Annotated in this window: 13 protein-coding genes; 5 read left to right on the top strand and 8 right to left on the bottom strand. The window is 63.7% G+C overall.

The window, feature by feature from the left end; translation table 11 throughout:
* From VMR03_RS02720 to VMR03_RS02710, 3 genes are all read right to left on the bottom strand, one after another.
* Positions 1-1,628 (bottom strand): glycosyltransferase (locus tag VMR03_RS02720; RefSeq protein WP_325402035.1); only part of this gene is annotated, 1,628 nt, incomplete at its 3' end.
* Positions 1,629-1,882: 254 nt separating this feature from the next.
* Complete coding sequence (locus tag VMR03_RS02715) at positions 1,883-3,628, bottom strand: N-acyl-D-amino-acid deacylase family protein (RefSeq protein ID WP_325402033.1); 1,746 nt, start codon at positions 3,626-3,628, stop codon at positions 1,883-1,885.
* An 86-nt stretch (positions 3,629-3,714) separates the two neighbouring features.
* Positions 3,715-4,503, bottom strand: coding sequence for an enoyl-CoA hydratase (locus tag VMR03_RS02710; RefSeq protein ID WP_325402031.1), 789 nt, complete (start codon positions 4,501-4,503; stop codon positions 3,715-3,717).
* A 231-nt stretch (positions 4,504-4,734) separates the two neighbouring features.
* On the opposite strand from VMR03_RS02710, the gene VMR03_RS02705 reads away from it, so the two are divergent.
* Entirely contained in the window at positions 4,735-6,561 is a 1,827-nt protein-coding gene (locus VMR03_RS02705; RefSeq protein ID WP_325402037.1) for a potassium transporter Kup, read from the top strand.
* A gap of 3 nt (positions 6,562-6,564) precedes the next feature.
* On the opposite strand, the gene VMR03_RS02700 is transcribed toward VMR03_RS02705, so the two are convergent.
* A complete protein-coding gene (locus VMR03_RS02700) occupies positions 6,565-7,704 on the bottom strand; it encodes a DUF819 domain-containing protein (RefSeq protein WP_325402030.1) in 1,140 nt (379 codons plus the stop codon).
* A gap of 148 nt (positions 7,705-7,852) precedes the next feature.
* On the opposite strand from VMR03_RS02700, the gene VMR03_RS02695 reads away from it, so the two are divergent.
* Positions 7,853-8,083: a hypothetical protein gene (locus VMR03_RS02695; RefSeq protein WP_325402028.1), complete on the top strand. Its 231-nt coding sequence runs from the start codon at positions 7,853-7,855 to the stop codon at positions 8,081-8,083.
* A gap of 30 nt (positions 8,084-8,113) precedes the next feature.
* On the opposite strand, the gene VMR03_RS02690 is transcribed toward VMR03_RS02695, so the two are convergent.
* Entirely contained in the window at positions 8,114-9,571 is a 1,458-nt protein-coding gene (locus VMR03_RS02690; protein WP_325402026.1) for an AMP-binding protein, read from the bottom strand.
* A 96-nt stretch (positions 9,572-9,667) separates the two neighbouring features.
* Entirely contained in the window at positions 9,668-10,723 is a 1,056-nt protein-coding gene (locus VMR03_RS02685) for a lipid A deacylase LpxR family protein (RefSeq protein WP_325402024.1), read from the bottom strand.
* Between the two features lie 158 nt (positions 10,724-10,881).
* Between VMR03_RS02685 and VMR03_RS02680 the strand changes: the two genes are divergently transcribed.
* Together VMR03_RS02680 and VMR03_RS02675 are read left to right on the top strand one after the other, a co-directional pair.
* Complete coding sequence (locus VMR03_RS02680; protein WP_325402022.1) at positions 10,882-12,462, top strand: AMP-binding protein; 1,581 nt, start codon at positions 10,882-10,884, stop codon at positions 12,460-12,462.
* Positions 12,463-12,564: 102 nt separating this feature from the next.
* Positions 12,565-13,755, top strand: a complete 1,191-nt coding sequence (locus VMR03_RS02675; RefSeq protein WP_325402020.1) for a multidrug effflux MFS transporter — start codon at positions 12,565-12,567, stop codon at positions 13,753-13,755.
* On the opposite strand, the gene VMR03_RS02670 is transcribed toward VMR03_RS02675, so the two are convergent.
* Entirely contained in the window at positions 13,756-14,955 is a 1,200-nt protein-coding gene (locus VMR03_RS02670) for an acyl-CoA dehydrogenase family protein (RefSeq protein WP_325402018.1), read from the bottom strand.
* Positions 14,956-15,090: 135 nt separating this feature from the next.
* Between VMR03_RS02670 and VMR03_RS02665 the strand changes: the two genes are divergently transcribed.
* Positions 15,091-15,498: an MAPEG family protein gene (locus tag VMR03_RS02665; protein ID WP_325402016.1), complete on the top strand. Its 408-nt coding sequence runs from the start codon at positions 15,091-15,093 to the stop codon at positions 15,496-15,498.
* A 92-nt stretch (positions 15,499-15,590) separates the two neighbouring features.
* On the opposite strand, the gene VMR03_RS02660 is transcribed toward VMR03_RS02665, so the two are convergent.
* Positions 15,591-15,986, bottom strand: a 396-nt coding sequence (locus tag VMR03_RS02660) for an alpha/beta fold hydrolase (RefSeq protein ID WP_325402014.1), incomplete at its 5' end; no start/stop codon positions are given.

The following is a 15,986-nucleotide window of genomic DNA, read 5'->3' as shown; positions in this document are numbered from 1 at the left end:
TCGCTGTCGATGACGGCGATGATGTCGGCGTCCGGCGCCGTCATCTTCAATCCGAAGTTCAGCGCGCCCGCCTTGAAACCCGGCCAGTTCTCGAGATGGAAGAAACGGAAGCGGGGTCCGAGCTGCGCGCAGTAGTCGCGCACGGGTTGCCAGACATTGGGATCGACGGTGTTGTTGTCGAGGATCAGCACCTCGAAATTCGGATAGTCGAGCTTCGAGAGAGCCGTCAGCGTGTCGCGCACCATCTCCGGCGGTTCGTTGTGGATCGGCACATGGATCGACACCTTGTTCTTCGGGTAGCCGCCCGTGTGTTCGAAGGGCGCGAAATGCCGCTCGCCGTGCCGTGTCCAAATCACCTCCACGAACTCGATCGCTTCGGCGAGAGGCACGATCAGCAGCAGGCCCTGCGCGAGGAAGAGAAAGCTCCAGACGATCGTATCGACGGAGGTAAGATAAAGCCCCGTCACCGACAGTCCCGCCCAGGCGACCGCCGAGGCCACGATCTGCGTCAGAATCGTGAAGATGATGACGCCCGCCGTCTTCACATTCTGGCGGCGCAGCATGAAGAGCACGGCGAGCACGAGCGCGAGGCCGGCCGCGACCGAGGCCCAGAAACGCCAGTGCGGCGCCTCGATGATGCTGCCCGCCATCGGGAATTTCGGCTGGCGCTCGGCGTTGTAGATGCCCCAATAGCTGCCGGCCGCGCCTTCTTCGCTGGCTTTCCAGGGCTGGTCGAAGGCTTCCATCACGTAATAAGTGAGGTCGGCATCCTTCGCGCGGTTGAGGAACTCGCGCATGAAGGTCGCCTGGTTGACGAGCGAAGGCACAGCCTCCGTCGACAGCTCGGCTTCGGGAATGCCGGGATAGGCCCGGCGCGGGATGATCTTGCCCCGGCTCGGCCAGCCGACTTCGGTGATGACGATCGGCTTGTCGGGATAGGCCTTGCGCAGCTCGTCGAGGCGCTCGAAAACGGCGTCGACAGCCTGGTCGACCGGGATGCCTTCCCAGTAGGGAAGGATCTGCACGCCGATATAGTCGACGGCCTGGGCCAGTTCCGGGTCCTTCAGCCAGATATGCGGCGGTTCGGCGGTCGAAACCGGCTTCCAGGTTTTCGTCTTCACGTAACGGATCTTGTCGATGAGTTCGCTCACCGGCAGGTCGTTTCTCAGCAGCGCTTCGTTGCCGACCAGTACGCGTACGACGTTGCGCTTCGGCGCGATCTTCAGAAGGTTGGCGATTTCCTCGTCGTTGCGCTTCTCGTCGGCGTTGATCCAGGCGCCGACCGCGACGGAGAGGCCATGCTTGGCCGCGAGATCGGGAATGTTCTCCTGGCCGCGGATCACGCTATAGGTTCGGATCGCCTGAACGGTGCCCGACAGCAGCGTCAGATCCTTGTCGATCTGTTCCTGCGTGGGATGCTGGTTCTTGGTCGGATCCTGGCCGAGTTGGTACGGGCTGTAGGAAAAACCGACGATTTCGCCGGTCCAGGCTTCGGCCTCATGCGGCTGGTTGAAGGCCGCCCAGATGGCGAGATTGGCCGCGATGACGAGCGGAAGCACGAAGATGAAAAAAGCCGCGACGCGCGCGAGCGATTTCTTGCTCGAAGGACGGAGTTCGGGGTTGTCCATCTAAGTCCCGTTGAAAGTGCCGCTTGGGGATTACGAGAAACTTGGCAAGCGAACCGACGGCCCAGCTCCGTCGGTCCCGCCTGAGGGCTTGCCTGCTATGCGATAACGCATACCGCATTTGAGGTTCCGGTCGAGAACAGATTTAGAAGTTCCCGCATGAACGGTCGATGAATGCGAAAATCCATTGCCCTTGCGGGCCGCAATTGTTTTCAGGCGCGTCATCGGGACCCCCTCCATCGCGGGAGATATCAGGCTCAATCGGCAGCGACCGGAATTCTCGCCCCCGCAGGCCGCGCCTGTGCACCACGGACCAGTCGTCCGTTCAACGCCCCCGTCGGCTGACCGTTCCGGAAGGCGACCGTTCCCGAAACGATGCTTGCCGTATAGCCGTCGGCATGCTGGATCAGCCGTTTTCCGCCCGCCGGCAAGTCGTTGACGATGTGCGGCGAGTAAAGCTTCAACCGGTCGAAATCGATCACGTTGACATCGGCCTTCATGCCGGGCGCCAGAATGCCGCGGTCGTTGAGGCCGACGAGGTCGGCGTTGCGGCCGGTAAGGCCGTGGATCAGCCATTCGAGCGGCAGCTTCGAGCCCCTCGTCCGGTCGCGGCCCCAATGGGTGAGGAGCGTCGAGGGAAAGCTCGCGTCGCAGATGATGCCGCAATGCGCGCCGCCGTCCGACAGGCCGAAAGCCGTGTTGGGATGCGTGAGCATGGTTTCGACATCGGCGAGGCTGCCGCAATAGTAGTTCATCAGCGGGAAATAGATGAGTGCCTTGCCGTCGCGCTCGAGCATCATGTCGAGCAGGATTTCGCGCGGGTTCTTTCCCGAGCGCTCGGCGAGCGCCTTCACGCTTTCGTCCGGCGCCGGCTCGTAGTTCGGCACCTCGCCCAGCGCGAACATCTTGTGATAGGCGGTGCAGAGCATCTCGATGATTTCGCCCGCCGGATAGGCCGGTTCCTCGGCCAGCAGTTCGGCGCGGAAGGCGGGATCGCGGAGCGCCTTCACCTGTTCGCTGAGCGGCGCCCCCCAGATCCGGCGGAAGGTCTGATGCAACACGAACGGATTGAGCGAGGCGGTGAGCCCGAGCAGAAGTCCGGTGGCGCGCGGCGGCACCTGGCCCCTGATCGGCAGGCCGGCGTCGTTTGCGGCGGCGATGTTGTCGAGCACACGCTTCCAGACGGTCGGCCAGCGGTCGTCCTGCTCGATGGTGATCGAGAGCGGACGTCCTGACAGTTCGACCATGCCGCGCAGCATCGCGAATTCGGCATCCGTGTCCTTGAAGTCGGCGATGAGCTGGAGGACGCCCTTGCCGGCCTTGCCCATGGCGCGGGCGATGCCGTGGAGCTCTTCGGCCTCGGCCTTCAGCGTCGGCGTTGAAGCGCCGTGTTTGTCCTTGTGCTTCAGCGTGCGCGAGGTCGAAAAGCCGAGCGCGCCGGCGTCCAGCGCCTCGACGACGAGCCGCGCCATCTGCTCGGTCTCGGCGGCCGTCGCCGGTTCGAGCGCCGGCGCGCGCTCGCCCATCACATAGGCGCGGACGGCGGCATGCGGGATCTGAAGTCCGACATCGAGGGCGAGCGGCGAGGCCTCGACCGCGTCCATGTAGTCGGGGAAGCTTTCCCAGTTCCACTTGATGCCTTCGGCCAGCGCGGTCCCCGGAATGTCCTCGACTCCTTCCATCAGGCCGAGAAGCCAGTCCCGCTGAGCCGGCTTGCAGGGGGCAAAGCCGACGCCGCAATTGCCCATCACCGCCGTCGTGATGCCGTGGAAGGTCGAGGGCTGGAGATAGGGGTCCCAGGTCACCTGGCCGTCGTAATGCGTATGCACATCGACGAAGCCGGGGGTCACGATCTGACCCCGGGCGTCGATTTCTTCACGGCCGGTTTCGGCGATCTTGCCGATGGCGACGATGGTGCGGCCGTCGATGGCGATATCCGCCTCGACGGGTTTTCCACCGGTACCGTCGAAAACAGTCCCTCCCCGGATCACGAGATCATGCATGGCGTTTCTCCTCGAATGCTTTCAGTAGCCTTTGAGGGAAGCTTAGCGGATTTCACGAGGGCGGGGATAAGTGTCGGGCTTTCACCCTAGTTTTTTTGCTGCTGGCCCCGCTGCCGGATCGCTTCGCGGCGGGCTTCGATGGCGTCGGCGCCGACAGCCGCGTTCCGCTCGGTCGAGAAGCGGCGCTCGGTCCGGATCGCCTCGCCGAAGCTCTGGGCGAAGCCCTCGTCGATCAGCTTCTTGTAGGCGGGCAGGCAGTCCGGGACGAGGGACAGCATGTCGTCCGCGAGCTTGCGGGCCGTGGGGAGGAGGTCCTCGGGCGCGACCACGCGGTTCACCATGCCCCATTCATAGGCCTGCTCGGCGGAGAGGAAATTGCCGGTCAGCGAGAGTTCCTTGGCCCGGTAGATGCCGATGGCGCGGGAGAGCTTCTGGCTGAGGCCCCAGCCCGGCAGGATGCCGACCCGGCCGTGGGTGTCCGCGAAGCGGGCATTGGTCGAGCAGATCAGCACGTCGCAGGCGAGCGCCAGTTCGAAACCGCCGGTGATGGCGACGCCATTGATGGCGCCGATGACGGGGCCTGAAAACTGGCCGATCGAGGTCACTGGGTCCTTGTCCGAGACCGTGCCGTTGACGGTGCTCGCGCCGGAGCCCAGCTCCTTGAGGTCGAGACCGGCCGTGAAGGCCTTGCCGGCGCCGGTCAGGATGACGGCGCGGACCTCAGGGTCGGCTTCCAGCGCTTCGAAGGTTTCGGCGATGGCGCTGCGGAGTTCGCGCGACAGGGCGTTCATGGCGGTGGGCCGGTTCAGGGTGACAAGGGCGACGCCCCCGGCCTTTTCCACCAGAATGACGGGTTCGGGACTGCTGTCGGCCATCGTAATCTCCATAATGCCTGAATTTGGACTGTCAAAGGCGGTGCCGACTGCTCTAACAGAGGGGACAGATGGTCGCAATTGGGCGGATAAATTGTGCACCTGCACAGGTTGACCTTGCCGCCTTCATCGGACAGCATGCGCCCCCTCGCAACCTAGGGGGCTCGCCTTTTGAGCATCGCCGCAGCCGAAGGAGAGAAACAGCCGTTCCGGCTTGCTCTCCACGTCGCCGCAATGGGCGTCGTTTTCGGTGATATCGGGACCAGCCCGCTCTACACCATCCGCCAATGCTTCGATCCGGCCGTCGGATTGAAGGTCATGCCGGAAACCGTCGTAGGTGTGCTTTCGCTCGTCTTCTGGGCGATCACGCTCGTGGTGATGATCAAATATGTGATCTTCATCCTGCGGGCCGACAACAAGGGCGAAGGCGGCGTGCTTGCACTGACGGCGCTCGCCCTCAAGCGGGCGCAGCCGGGCTCATGGCTTGCGACGGCGTTGATCGGTGGCGGCATGTTCGGCGCGGCCTTCTTCTATGGGGACGGCATCCTGACGCCGGCCATTTCCGTGTTGGGCGCCGTCGAAGGTCTCGAGGTCATCTCGCCCGTCTTCCACGGCATGACGGTGCCGATCGCCGCCGTGCTGTTGGTCGGACTTTTTCTCGCCCAGCGCAATGGCACCGCCCGGGTGGGTGCCCTCTTCGGTCCGGTCATGGGGGTCTGGTTTGCGGTGCTCGCTGCGCTCGGCGTTTACGGCATCGCCCAGCATCCGGGTGTGCTGGTTGCGCTCGATCCGCGCCACGGCTTCTACCTGCTGATGGCCGGCCATACGCATCCATTGCTGCTGCTCGGCGCCGTGGTGCTCGCCATCACCGGCGCGGAAGCGCTTTACGCCGATATGGGCCATTTCGGTCGCGCCACCATCCGTAGGATATGGATCTCCTTCGTCTGGCCGGCGCTCATTCTCAATTATTTCGGTCAGGGCGCGCTGCTGCTCTCCGATCCCTCCACCGTCGAAAATCCGTTCTATCTCCTCGCGCCGGAAATCCTGCGGGTGCCGCTGCTGCTGCTTGCCACAATGTCGGCGATCATTGCGTCGCAGGCCGTGATCTCCGGTGCGTTCTCGGTGACGAGCCAGGCGGTCGAACTCGGCTGGCTACCGCGCGTCCGCATCCGGCATACGTCGGCGCGCGAGGCCGGCCAGATTTACGTGCCGCAGATCAATGCAGCGCTGATGGTCGGCGTGCTCGCAACCGTCGTCGGTTTTGAATCCTCGTCGCGGCTCGCCTATGCCTATGGCATCGCGGTCACTGGCACGATGGTCATCACGACACTGATCGGATTCTATTACTATCGCCGCATCGCCGGGTGGCCGCTCATTCCGGTGCTGCTCGTCTCGGCGATCTTCCTCACGATCGATCTCAGCTTCCTGACCTCGAACCTCACCAAGATTCTCGAAGGCGGCTGGCTTCCTATCGCAGTCGGCTTCGGCCTCGTCATCGTCATGGAAACATGGCGGCGCGGCCGCAAGCTGCTCGCCGAACAGTTTCTCGACGGCGCCGTTCCACTCGAGACCCTGCTGAAGCAGGCAGCCGATCAGAAGATTCAACGCGTCAAGGGCGCGGCGGTCTTCCTCACCGCCAATCTCGACGCGGTGCCGACCGCACTTCTGCACAACCTCAAGCACAATCAGGTGTTGCACAAGCGCGTCGCGCTGCTCCGCGTCAGCACCGAGGACACGCCGCGGGTGCCGCTGTCGGAACAGCTCAAGGTCGAAACGCTGCCGAACGGCTTTGCCCGGATCGAAATCCGCCACGGTTTCATGCAGCAGGTCGATGTGCCCGAACAGCTCGAGCGTTGCCGGACCTTCGGTCTCGATTTCCCGCCGATGGAAACATCCTACTTCGTCAGCCGCCAGACCCTCGTTCACGAGCATTCCTCGAAGATGCCGGGCTGGCAGTCGCAGCTCTTCATCCTGCTGATGGATTACGCGCTTTCGCCGACGGAGTATTTCCAGCTTCCGCCGAACCGCGTCGTCGAACTCGGGACCAAGACCGAAGTCTGACGGTTATCCCAGAAATTTCGCCAGCGCCACGCCGATGAAATTCGCGGTCGCATAGCCGAGAATGCCGAGCATGATGGCGGGCGTGACGAGGCTGCGCCAGCGCTGGCTTGCCGCCTGGGCCGCCGCCGTCGCGGGGCCGAGCGCGCAGGCATTCGAGGCGATGAGAGCTTCGGCGAGATCGATGCGGAAGAGTTTCGCGCCGCCGAGTACGAAGGCGAGATGCACCGTCGCCATGATGCCGGTAAAGGCGAAAACGGGCAGCGCCGTCCGCACCATCAGCAGGACGTCCGCGCCCGCTCCGACGACGCCGAAAAAGATGTACATGAAATACATGCCGAGATCGAAATCGCCGTTGAGTCCGTGCATGCGGGCGGGAAAGACATTCGCGAGCAGCAAGGCGGCAAGGGTGACGAAGAGCACGCCGAATTGCGGGATGCCAGCGAGGCCCGCGATCGTATAGCCCGCGAGGCAGCAAAGCGCGGACAGCGCGAGCGCCGTCGCCAGATCGGCGATGTGGAAATGCTTGCGTTCCTCGGCCTCGATCGCTTCGTCCTCGCCGGGTGCTTCGTCCATGACGTGCGAGGGAAAGGAGCGGCGGATCAGCGCCGAGCCTGGAAGAAGCACCAGCAACGTCAGAAAGAGCGTGCCGCCGACATTGTCCGACGCCGCCATGGCGCCGAGCATCGGCCCGTCATTCAGTTCGAGCGCCTGTGAGACGGCGGCGAAATTCATCGAGCCGCCGATCCAGCTTGCGCTGAGCGTTCCGGCGATCTTCGGTCCGAGCGGGCCCAGATCGATCAGATGAAATCCGGCGATCGCGCCTGCCAGCGTTCCCGCCGCAGCGATGGTGAAGGCGAGGAGCAGCGGTCCGGCCTCGGGAATGATGCGTCTGAGGTCGGCCTTGAAGAGCAGGAGCGGGATCGCCAACGGCACCGCGTAGCTCCAGACGAGATCGTGAACCGGCGAGGCGAAGGGGATGACGCGCAGGTTGGACATCAGCGCACCCGCGCCGATCGTCAGGATGACGCCCGAGAGAAGCTTGCCGAGCTTCGTTCCTTCCGACCAGAAGCCGAAGGCGGCGATGGAGAGAAAGGCGGCGACGAGGCCGAAGCCGTTTTCCGGCGAGATGAGGGAACCGTCCATGAGCAAGCCCGCGTGAGGAAGATTGAATGTCCATCATGCGGGCCGCGCCGCCGAATACAAGTACCGCTGCGTTTCGCCATGAGACGGAACGCGGCGTCACCTCCGGGCGTTTTCGAACTGTACCCGCATATCATCTGGAGGAGTTCGCATGGGCAAGCAGCAGAATGAAGGCGAAGGCAACCGCACCGCCGCGAAGGAGTATAATAAAGAAACGCAGGAATTCGTTCGTTCGGGACAGGTCGACAAGGCCGCGGCGGAAGCGAAGCGCGCCATGAACAGCGCCGAGGGCAAAGAGCTCGACGCGGCTCACGACAAGGCCGCTGCCCATGCCAAGGAACACGACCCCGAAGAGACGCGCGACTATAAGCAACGCCACTAAAGCCGCTTCACTGAAGGGCGCGTTCGCCGGTCAGACGCCCGCCTTGATCCGCTCGGCCCTTAGCGCCGAGCGGCGCAATTTGCCTGCGTCGTCGCGCAGCGGTTCGTGAGCAATCTCGAAGCTTCGGGGAATTTTGTAGCGGACGAGTCTTTCGGCGAGATAGGCCGTCAGCGATTTCTCGTCAAAGCCCGCCGGCGCGTCGACGATGGCGTGGACGATGTTGCCGAGATCGTCGTCGGGCAGACCGATGACGGCGCTCGATCGTACGCCCGGGAAGGAGTCGATCGCTGCTTCCACTTCCGCCGGATAGATGTTGGCCCCGCCGCACAGGATCATGTCGGTGTGGCGATCGGCGAGATAGAGATAGCCGTCCTCGTCCATGTAACCGACATCGCCGATCGACTCCCAGCCGCCGTCGATCTGTTTCGGATCGGCGCCAAGATAATGATAGGTCGTGCCGGGTCCGGTGAGCGGACGCATATAGACCTCGCCGACTTCGCGCGGCGGCAGGGTTTCGCCGTTCTTGCCGACGATCTTCATTTCGCATGTGGGTACGGGTTTGCCGACCGAACCCCTGTGCGCGAGCCACTCCTCGCCGTTGATCCAGGTCGCGCCCTGCGCTTCGGTGCCGCCATAAAGTTCATGGACGCGCATCGGTCCGAGCCATTCGATCCATTTCTCCTTCAACCAGGCGGGGCAGGGTGCCGCCAGATGCAGCATGATCCGCAGATGCGACAGGTCGTATTTGTTGCGGACCTCTTCCGGCAGGTTCCAGATGCGCTGCATCATCGTGGGGACGAGCATCACCCAGTCGACCTGGTGGCGATCAAGAAGCGCCAGCGTCTCCTCGGCATCGAAGCGGGTCATCACGACGATATGGTTGCCACGGGTGAAGCCCGTCATCGAAAAGCTGAAGGGGCCGTTGTGATAGAGCGGTCCGGGCACGAGCTGCGCACGGTCGATTTCCTGCTGCAGGCGGATTTCCAGCGGATCGAAGGCACCCGGCTCCTTCGAGACGATGATCTTCGGTCGGCCGGTCGAGCCGCCCGATGTCGGCGCCTTCCAGTAAAGCGCAATGCGCTCGGGCAATTCGGCGTCGGAGAGAGATGGATCGGGCTCGAAGCCCGCCTCGATGCAGGTCGTGGCCCCATGCGAACCCGGCGCGGCGCCGACGACGAGCGAGGGCCTCGCCACCTCGACGATCCCTTCGCGTTCGAGACGCGGCAGACGTGCGGAAATCGGCTGCGGCGTCGCGCCGAGTTTCCATGTCGCAAAACAGGCTTCGTAGAATTCGATGCCATTCGGCAGACCGATGGTGACCAGGTCGCCTTCCTTCACGCCGAGCATCTCGTAGGCGCGGGCGAGCCGGTTGGTGCGCGCGTCGAATTCGGCGCGGCTGACGGTCCGCCCTTCGTGGGTGATGGCGGGCGCGTTCGGATCGCGCGCCGCCCAGAAGGCGGGAATGCGCCCGATGGGCATGACGGCCATGATGTGACTCCCCGATTTTTTGTGATTGGCAGGCGGCCGGTCGTTGCCGGTCCTCTTCATTCTAGTCCGCCTTCACCTCGTCGCGAAAGCCCGCAATCAGAGGCCGAAGCTCAGGGTGATGGAGCCGAACTGATCCGCCTTCGGCTGGCCATAGAATTCCTTGCTGCGGAAAACATGGGTGAAGCTCAGCCGCGTGTCGCCATAAAGCGCCACGGCGCCGAGCTTGATGTCGGCCACGAAGGGCTTCTTGTCGACGCTCTGGCTGTCGCGAAACGTATTCCCGTCGAGAAAGATGTCGCGCACGACACCGCGCAACTCGCCGCCGCCGAAGACATACCAGTCGAACCCGGGCGATGCGTGGAACCAGTCGGAGCCGCCGATGCCGGGATAGATGCGGCTTGGGCCGAAATCGTCGGGGAGGTTGGGGCCGAGACGGACGATCGCGCCGGCACCCGCATAGGTCTGTGCGTTGCCGAGCGCGACCACGCCATAGGGGATGGTGTCGGTGTCGAGGCCGAGAAAGCGCGTATCCGTCGGTGCCGAACGCCAGGCGCGCTCGAAGCTCACATTCAGCGTCGGCTCGTTGCGCAACTGGTTCGCCCAGCCGTTCGCCTGCTCGACGTCGATGATCTTGTGCCAACCGTTCTGCACCTGGCGGCCGAGCGCCCAGGGACCGACGACGCCGAGGTCGAGCTTCCATTGATCCTGCCAGGCGGCGCCCTCGGCGTTCTCGCGGACGCTTTGAAGCGTGAACGTCGTGTGGAGCCAGGCCGCATAGGGTCTGTCATAGGCGATCGGCCCCGTCGCGTCGGTGTCGTCCGGCGTGAAGATCTCCTGACCGAGATTGACGCCGATCCGCCGGCTCACCTTCACGACATTCGCATCGTCGGTGAAAGTTCCGAAAAGGGGAGGCGCGGAAAGGTTCTTCAGCCAGTCCGGCATGTCGTCACGCGGCGCCGAAAGCCAGGAGATTTGCAGGCCGTTCGTGTAGTGGCGATCCGTGTTGGCGAGTTTGGCGAAGAGGTCGTTCTCGACCTGCAGCGATATGAAGCCGTTATCGGGTTCCTCGGCCGCGGCCGGCGCCTCGAGGCAGAGCGTGGACAGGGCGCAGATGAATGCGGTCGCGACAAGAGCACGGCAGGCGGAAGCCATTCGGTGGAAACTCCATGCAATACCCCCGGCCCATGTAAGCATAAAGACGGCGCCAAGTCTCGGCACCCACGAGCATGCTTGACGGGCGGCGGGCGAGGGTTTTCCAATGGCGGCAGTCGGAATTTAAAACAAGAAGCGACTGCCCTGGGGAGGGAAACATGAGCCTTACCGAAATCTCCAATCTCGATCGCGAAGCTGCCGCTGCCGCCGGAATGGTCGTCGCGTGGCATGCCGCGCAGGACCCGGATCGTCCCGCCATCATCTCGGAGGCGGGCGACCGCACCTATGGCGAACTCAATGCGCGCGCGAACCAGCTCGCCAGGGCTCTTCGCCGGGCCGGGCTCCGCCCGGGCGATGCGGTCGCGCTTCTCTGCTCGAACCGGCCCGAATTCGCCGAGGTCTTCGTCGCCTGCCAGCGCGGCGGGTTCCGCCTGACGCCGATCAACTGGCATCTCAAGGGATCGGAGATCGGTTACATCGTCGAGAATTGCGAGGCGAAAGCCTTCTTCGCCGATGCGCGTTTCGCGAGCGCCGCCTCCGAGGCCGCGTCGATGGCGCCCGGCACGCATGTCAGGCTCGCGATCGGCGGCAATATGGCGGGCTTCGTTCCTTACGAAGACGCGATGGAAGCCGAAGTCGCGCATGATCTCGAAGATCCCATGCTCGGTACGTTGATGATGTACACGTCCGGCACGACGGGGCATCCCAAAGGCGTTTTCCGGCGCAACGCGCCGCCGGTCACGCCGCTCTACGTCAAGCTTGCCGAGACGGCGGCTTTTCGCCCGGGCGAGGACATGTCGCTCGTCACCGGCCCGCTCTATCACGCGGCGCCGCTCAGTCTCAACCTCGTCTTTCCGCTCAATTCCGGCGTCGGTTCGGTGCTGATGGACAAGTGGGACGCCGAGGAGACGCTCCGGCTCGTCGAGGAATTCGGCATCACGCATACGCATGTCGTGCCGACGATGCTTCACCGCATGCTGAGCCTGCCGCCCGAGGTCCGCGGCAAATACGACTATTCGACGTTGCGCTGGATTCTGCACGGCGCCGCGCCGTGTCCCGCGCATGTCAAGCAGCGCGCCATCGAGTGGTTCGGCCCGGTCGTCTTCGAATATTACGCGGCGACGGAAGGCGGCGGCATTTTCATCGACAGCCACGAATGGGTGAAAAAGCCCGGCACCGTGGGCCGTGTGCTGCCCGGCGTGGAGGTGATGATCGTCGACGAAGCAGGGAGCGAAGTTCGCCCCGGCGAGATCGGCACCATCTATTTCAAGGCGCCGGAGCAGGGGCGCTTTGAATACTTCAAGGCGCCGGAAAAGACCGAAGGCGCCTATCGCGGCGAATATTACACGATGGGCGACATGGGTTATCTCGATGAGGACGAGTTTCTCTTCCTCACCGGGCGCAGCGCGGAAGTCATCATCTCGGGCGGCGTCAATATCTATCCGGTCGAGATCGACGAGGAGATATTGCAACATCCAGCCGTCTTCGACGTCGCCGTCGTGGGTGTGCCGAACGAGGAATGGGGCGAAGAGGTGAAGGCCGTCGTGCAGCTCAATGAGGGCGTTGCGCCGAGCGAGGCGCTCAAGACGGAGTTGCTTGCCTTCGCCGCCGAGCGGCTGCCGGGATACAAGCGTCCGCGCTCGGTCGACTTCACTGACGATCTTCCGCGCATGCCGTCCGGCAAGATCGTCCGCCGTTCGGTCCGCGATCGCTACTGGCAGGGCGACAAGAAAATCTGAAGTTGGGCTCGTGGGTTCCGGGCGCCTGCTTGCGCGCCGCTTTGGCAAAGCGGCGCGTTTGCTTGTAAGAAGCGTACGGCGGATTTGACGAGGTAAGTCTGGATGCCGGTGTCGCGGGCGCGAAAAGACCATCTGAAGTTTGTGGCGATCCTGGGGGCGTTGACGGCCTTCGCGCCGCTCTCCATCGACATGTATCTACCGGCCTTCCCGTCGATCGCGACGCATTTCCATGCGAGCGACGGCGCGGTGCAGGCGACGCTTGCCATTTACTTCGTCGGTCTGGCGCTCGGGCAAGGCGTGCTCGGGCCGCTGTCCGATCGTACGGGCCGGCTGCCGCCGCTCCTCCTCGGTATTGGCGCCTATGTGCTGGCTTCCATCTGGGCCGCAAACGCAGCGGATATCGAAAGCCTCGTCGCCGCGCGCCTGGTTCAGGCGCTGGGCGGCTGCGCGGGCATCGTGATCGGCCGCGCCATGGTGCGCGACCTCTTCGACGAACGCGAATCCGCCCAGGTCTTTTCGATGCTGATGCTGGTGATGGGTATCGCGCCCATTCTCGCGCCGATGATGGGCGGCTTTGTCATCGCGCATTACGACTGGTCGGTGATCTTCTGGATATTGGCGGCTTTCGGTCTGGCCTGTGCGCCGGCCGTGATGTTCGGCCTCGGCGAGACGCTGCCGGCGCAGAAGCGCCACAAGGGCGGCATCGTGCATGTGCTGCGGGCTTATATGGCGCTCTTTGCCGATGGGCCTTTCATGGCTTTCTCGCTCGCCAACGCCTGCATCTCGGGGGCAATGTTCGCCTACATCACCGGCTCACCCTTCGTCTTTATCGAGCTGCACGGGCTCAGCCCCGAGCATTTCGCGATGGTCTTCGGCATGAATGCGCTGGGCCTCATCGCCGCATCCCAGGTCAACGCGTTCATCCTCCGCCGGGCGTCGATCTCAGGCCGCACCATCCTCAAGGTTCTGATGAGCATCCATCTTCTCGCCTCGCTCGCGCTTCTGGGTTTCAGCCTCTTCATGCCCTCGGCGCTCGCGCCGCTGATGATTTGCCTCTTCATCGTTGTCGGCAGTGTCGGCCTCATCGGCGCCAATGCGACGGCGGCGGCGATGTCGCGGGCGGGGTTGCACATCGGGGCCGCGGCGGCGCTCACCGGCATCATCCAGTTCGCGCTGGCGGCAGCGGCAGGCGGCATCGTCGGCGCGCTCAACGACGGCACGGCGATGCCGATGGCCGCGACCATCGCCGGGCTCAGCCTGGCCGGGTCGCTGGCGCGATTCTTCGCGCGCTGATCAGAGGCCGAGCACCGCTTTCGCGAGCACGTTGCGCTGGATTTCGTTCGAGCCGCCATAGATCGAGGCAGCGCGGCCGAAGCCGTAGCTCGCGAAAATCGTCTCGCCATGGTCCGGCCCGACCAGGGGCGCGTTGCCGCGGCCTTCGAGCCGGTCGCGATGCGAGGCGAGCGTGTAGTAACCGATCGCTTCGACGGCGAGCGTCTGCAATGCCTGCTGCACTTCGGTGCCGAGAATCTTCAAAACCGACGCCTCGACGCCGACGCTGGTGCCTTTTTCGGTTTCGGCGAGAATGCGCAGGTTGGTGATCTCGAGTGCGGCGAGCTTTACCTCGATGTCGGCAAGTGTCGCCTGAAACGTCGGGTCGTCGGCGAGCCTTTTGCCGTCGCCGGCCCGTTCCGTCTCCGCAATGCGGCGCAGCTCTTCGGCGGCCTTCTTCGATTGCGGCACGCCGGCGATGCCGGTGCGTTCATGGGCGAGCAGGAACTTCGCATAGGTCCAGCCCTTGTTTTCCTCGCCGATGCGGTTGGCGACCGGCACACGCACATCCTCGAAAAAAACTTCGTTGAGATGGTGCAGCTCGTCGATCGAGACGAGCGGTCGCACGGTGATGCCGGGTGTCTTCATGTCGATCAGGAGGAAGGAAATACCCTCCTGCGGCTTCGACTGGTCGTCGGTGCGGACGAGGCAGAAAATCCAGTCCGCCTCATGCGCGTAGGAGGTCCAGATCTTCTGGCCGTTGACGACATAGGTGTCGCCGTCGCGAACGGCCTTCGTCTTCAGCGACGCAAGGTCCGAACCCGAGCCCGGTTCGGAGTAGCCTTGGCACCACCAGACATCGCCGGACAGGATGCCGGGAATGTGCTGCGCCTTCTGCGCATCGTTGCCGAAGGTATAGATCACGGGGCCGACCATCGAAAGGCCGAAGGGCATCAGCGAAGGCGCATTCGCCTGCGCGCATTCTTCCTGAAAGATGTGTTGCTGCGTCACGCTCCAGCCCGTGCCGCCGGCCGCTTTCGGCCATCCGGGCGCGACCCAGCCTTTTTCGTAAAGCGTCTTGTGCCATCGCTTGAGAAGAGGCTTCGACACGGAAACGCCCACGGCGCGCGCCTCCGCGATGTCGCGCGGCAGGCTTTCTTTCAGGAATTGCCGAACCTCCCGGCGGAAGGCTTCGTCCTCTGGTCTCAATGCGAGCTGCATCCGGGTTCTCCCTCTCTTTGCGGGAAGGATAGAGCGAAGGGCCGGCCTTGCGCCAGTGCGGAGCACCGGCCGGCGCTTGACTTCCGATCCTCTGCCGTCGCTAGAATGCGCCCGGCAATCAGGGGGAGAATCACAATGCCATTTGCCTATCCACATACGGGTCTGGTGACCCTTCTCGCGCTGCTCGTCTGTCTCTGGATGTCGCTGCGCGTGGGCAAAGCCCGCATGAAGCATAACGTGCCGGCACCGGCCATGACCGGTCCGGACGAGCTGATGCGCGTCATTCGCGTGCACGAGAACACGCTCGAGGGGCTGATGCTCTTCTTGCCCGCGCTCTGGCTTTTCGCGTTGACGACGCATGATCTCTGGGCGGCGGCCATCGGCATCTTCTATCCGATCGGACGCGTCGTCTATGCGCTCGGCTATTACAAGGCGGCGGACAAGCGCAGCCTGGGTTTCGCCATCGGCGGTCTCGCGACGGTGGTGTTGCTGCTCGGCGCTCTCGTCACGCTGGCCATGGCGGCGGTTGCCGCGCATAGCTGACTCTCGAGAAAGCAGAAGGGCCGGTGTTTCCACCGGCCCTTCGCTCCTATCCAACGTCCGTTTCTTGTTTTTCGACGCCGAATTCAAATTGTCTAGGCGAGCTTCGCCAGCGCGGCGACGACCTGATCGGTCTTTTCCAGCGTTACCATGTGGCTCGCCTCGGCGATGGAGACGAGCTCCGCGCCCTTGATCGCCTTCTTCCAGGCATGTGCATAGGCAGGCGGGATCAGCCTGTCGCTGTCACCCCAGACGAGCACCGTTTTCGCCCTCACGCGATAAAGCCTTTGCGAAAGACCGCGATCGGGAATCGGAAAAAGAATTTTTCCGGCCATGCCCATCTGCCGCGCGTTCTGCACGAGGAAGCCTTTCAGCCATTCCGGATCGTCGAGTGCGACGCCCGCCGTCATCAGCTTCGTGCCGGCCTCCACGTCGTGGAAGAGATATTGCGGCATCTCGTAGGGCAGCATCGCGAAGAGATCGGGAATCGG

The sequence above is a fragment of the Parvibaculum sp. genome (assembly GCF_035511255.1).
GTDB lineage: Bacteria > Pseudomonadota > Alphaproteobacteria > Parvibaculales > Parvibaculaceae > Parvibaculum.
This window is presented reverse-complemented; position numbering and strand designations above follow the sequence as displayed.

Excerpts from the sequence above, each read along its gene's own strand:
- VMR03_RS02685 (WP_325402024.1), bottom strand. The coding sequence starts at position 10,723 with ATGGCTTCCGCCTGCCGTGCTCTTGTCGCGACCGCATTCATCTGCGCC.
- VMR03_RS02705 (WP_325402037.1), top strand. The coding sequence starts at position 4,735 with ATGGGCGTCGTTTTCGGTGATATCGGGACCAGCCCGCTCTACACCATC.
- VMR03_RS02710 (WP_325402031.1), bottom strand. The coding sequence starts at position 4,503 with ATGGCCGACAGCAGTCCCGAACCCGTCATTCTGGTGGAAAAGGCCGGG.
- VMR03_RS02665 (WP_325402016.1), top strand. The coding sequence starts at position 15,091 with ATGCCATTTGCCTATCCACATACGGGTCTGGTGACCCTTCTCGCGCTG.
- VMR03_RS02670 (WP_325402018.1), bottom strand. The coding sequence starts at position 14,955 with ATGCAGCTCGCATTGAGACCAGAGGACGAAGCCTTCCGCCGGGAGGTT.
- VMR03_RS02690 (WP_325402026.1), bottom strand. The coding sequence starts at position 9,571 with ATGGCCGTCATGCCCATCGGGCGCATTCCCGCCTTCTGGGCGGCGCGC.
- VMR03_RS02680 (WP_325402022.1), top strand. The coding sequence starts at position 10,882 with ATGAGCCTTACCGAAATCTCCAATCTCGATCGCGAAGCTGCCGCTGCC.
- VMR03_RS02715 (WP_325402033.1), bottom strand. The coding sequence starts at position 3,628 with ATGCATGATCTCGTGATCCGGGGAGGGACTGTTTTCGACGGTACCGGT.
- VMR03_RS02700 (WP_325402030.1), bottom strand. The coding sequence starts at position 7,704 with ATGGACGGTTCCCTCATCTCGCCGGAAAACGGCTTCGGCCTCGTCGCC.
- VMR03_RS02695 (WP_325402028.1), top strand. The coding sequence starts at position 7,853 with ATGGGCAAGCAGCAGAATGAAGGCGAAGGCAACCGCACCGCCGCGAAG.
- VMR03_RS02675 (WP_325402020.1), top strand. The coding sequence starts at position 12,565 with ATGCCGGTGTCGCGGGCGCGAAAAGACCATCTGAAGTTTGTGGCGATC.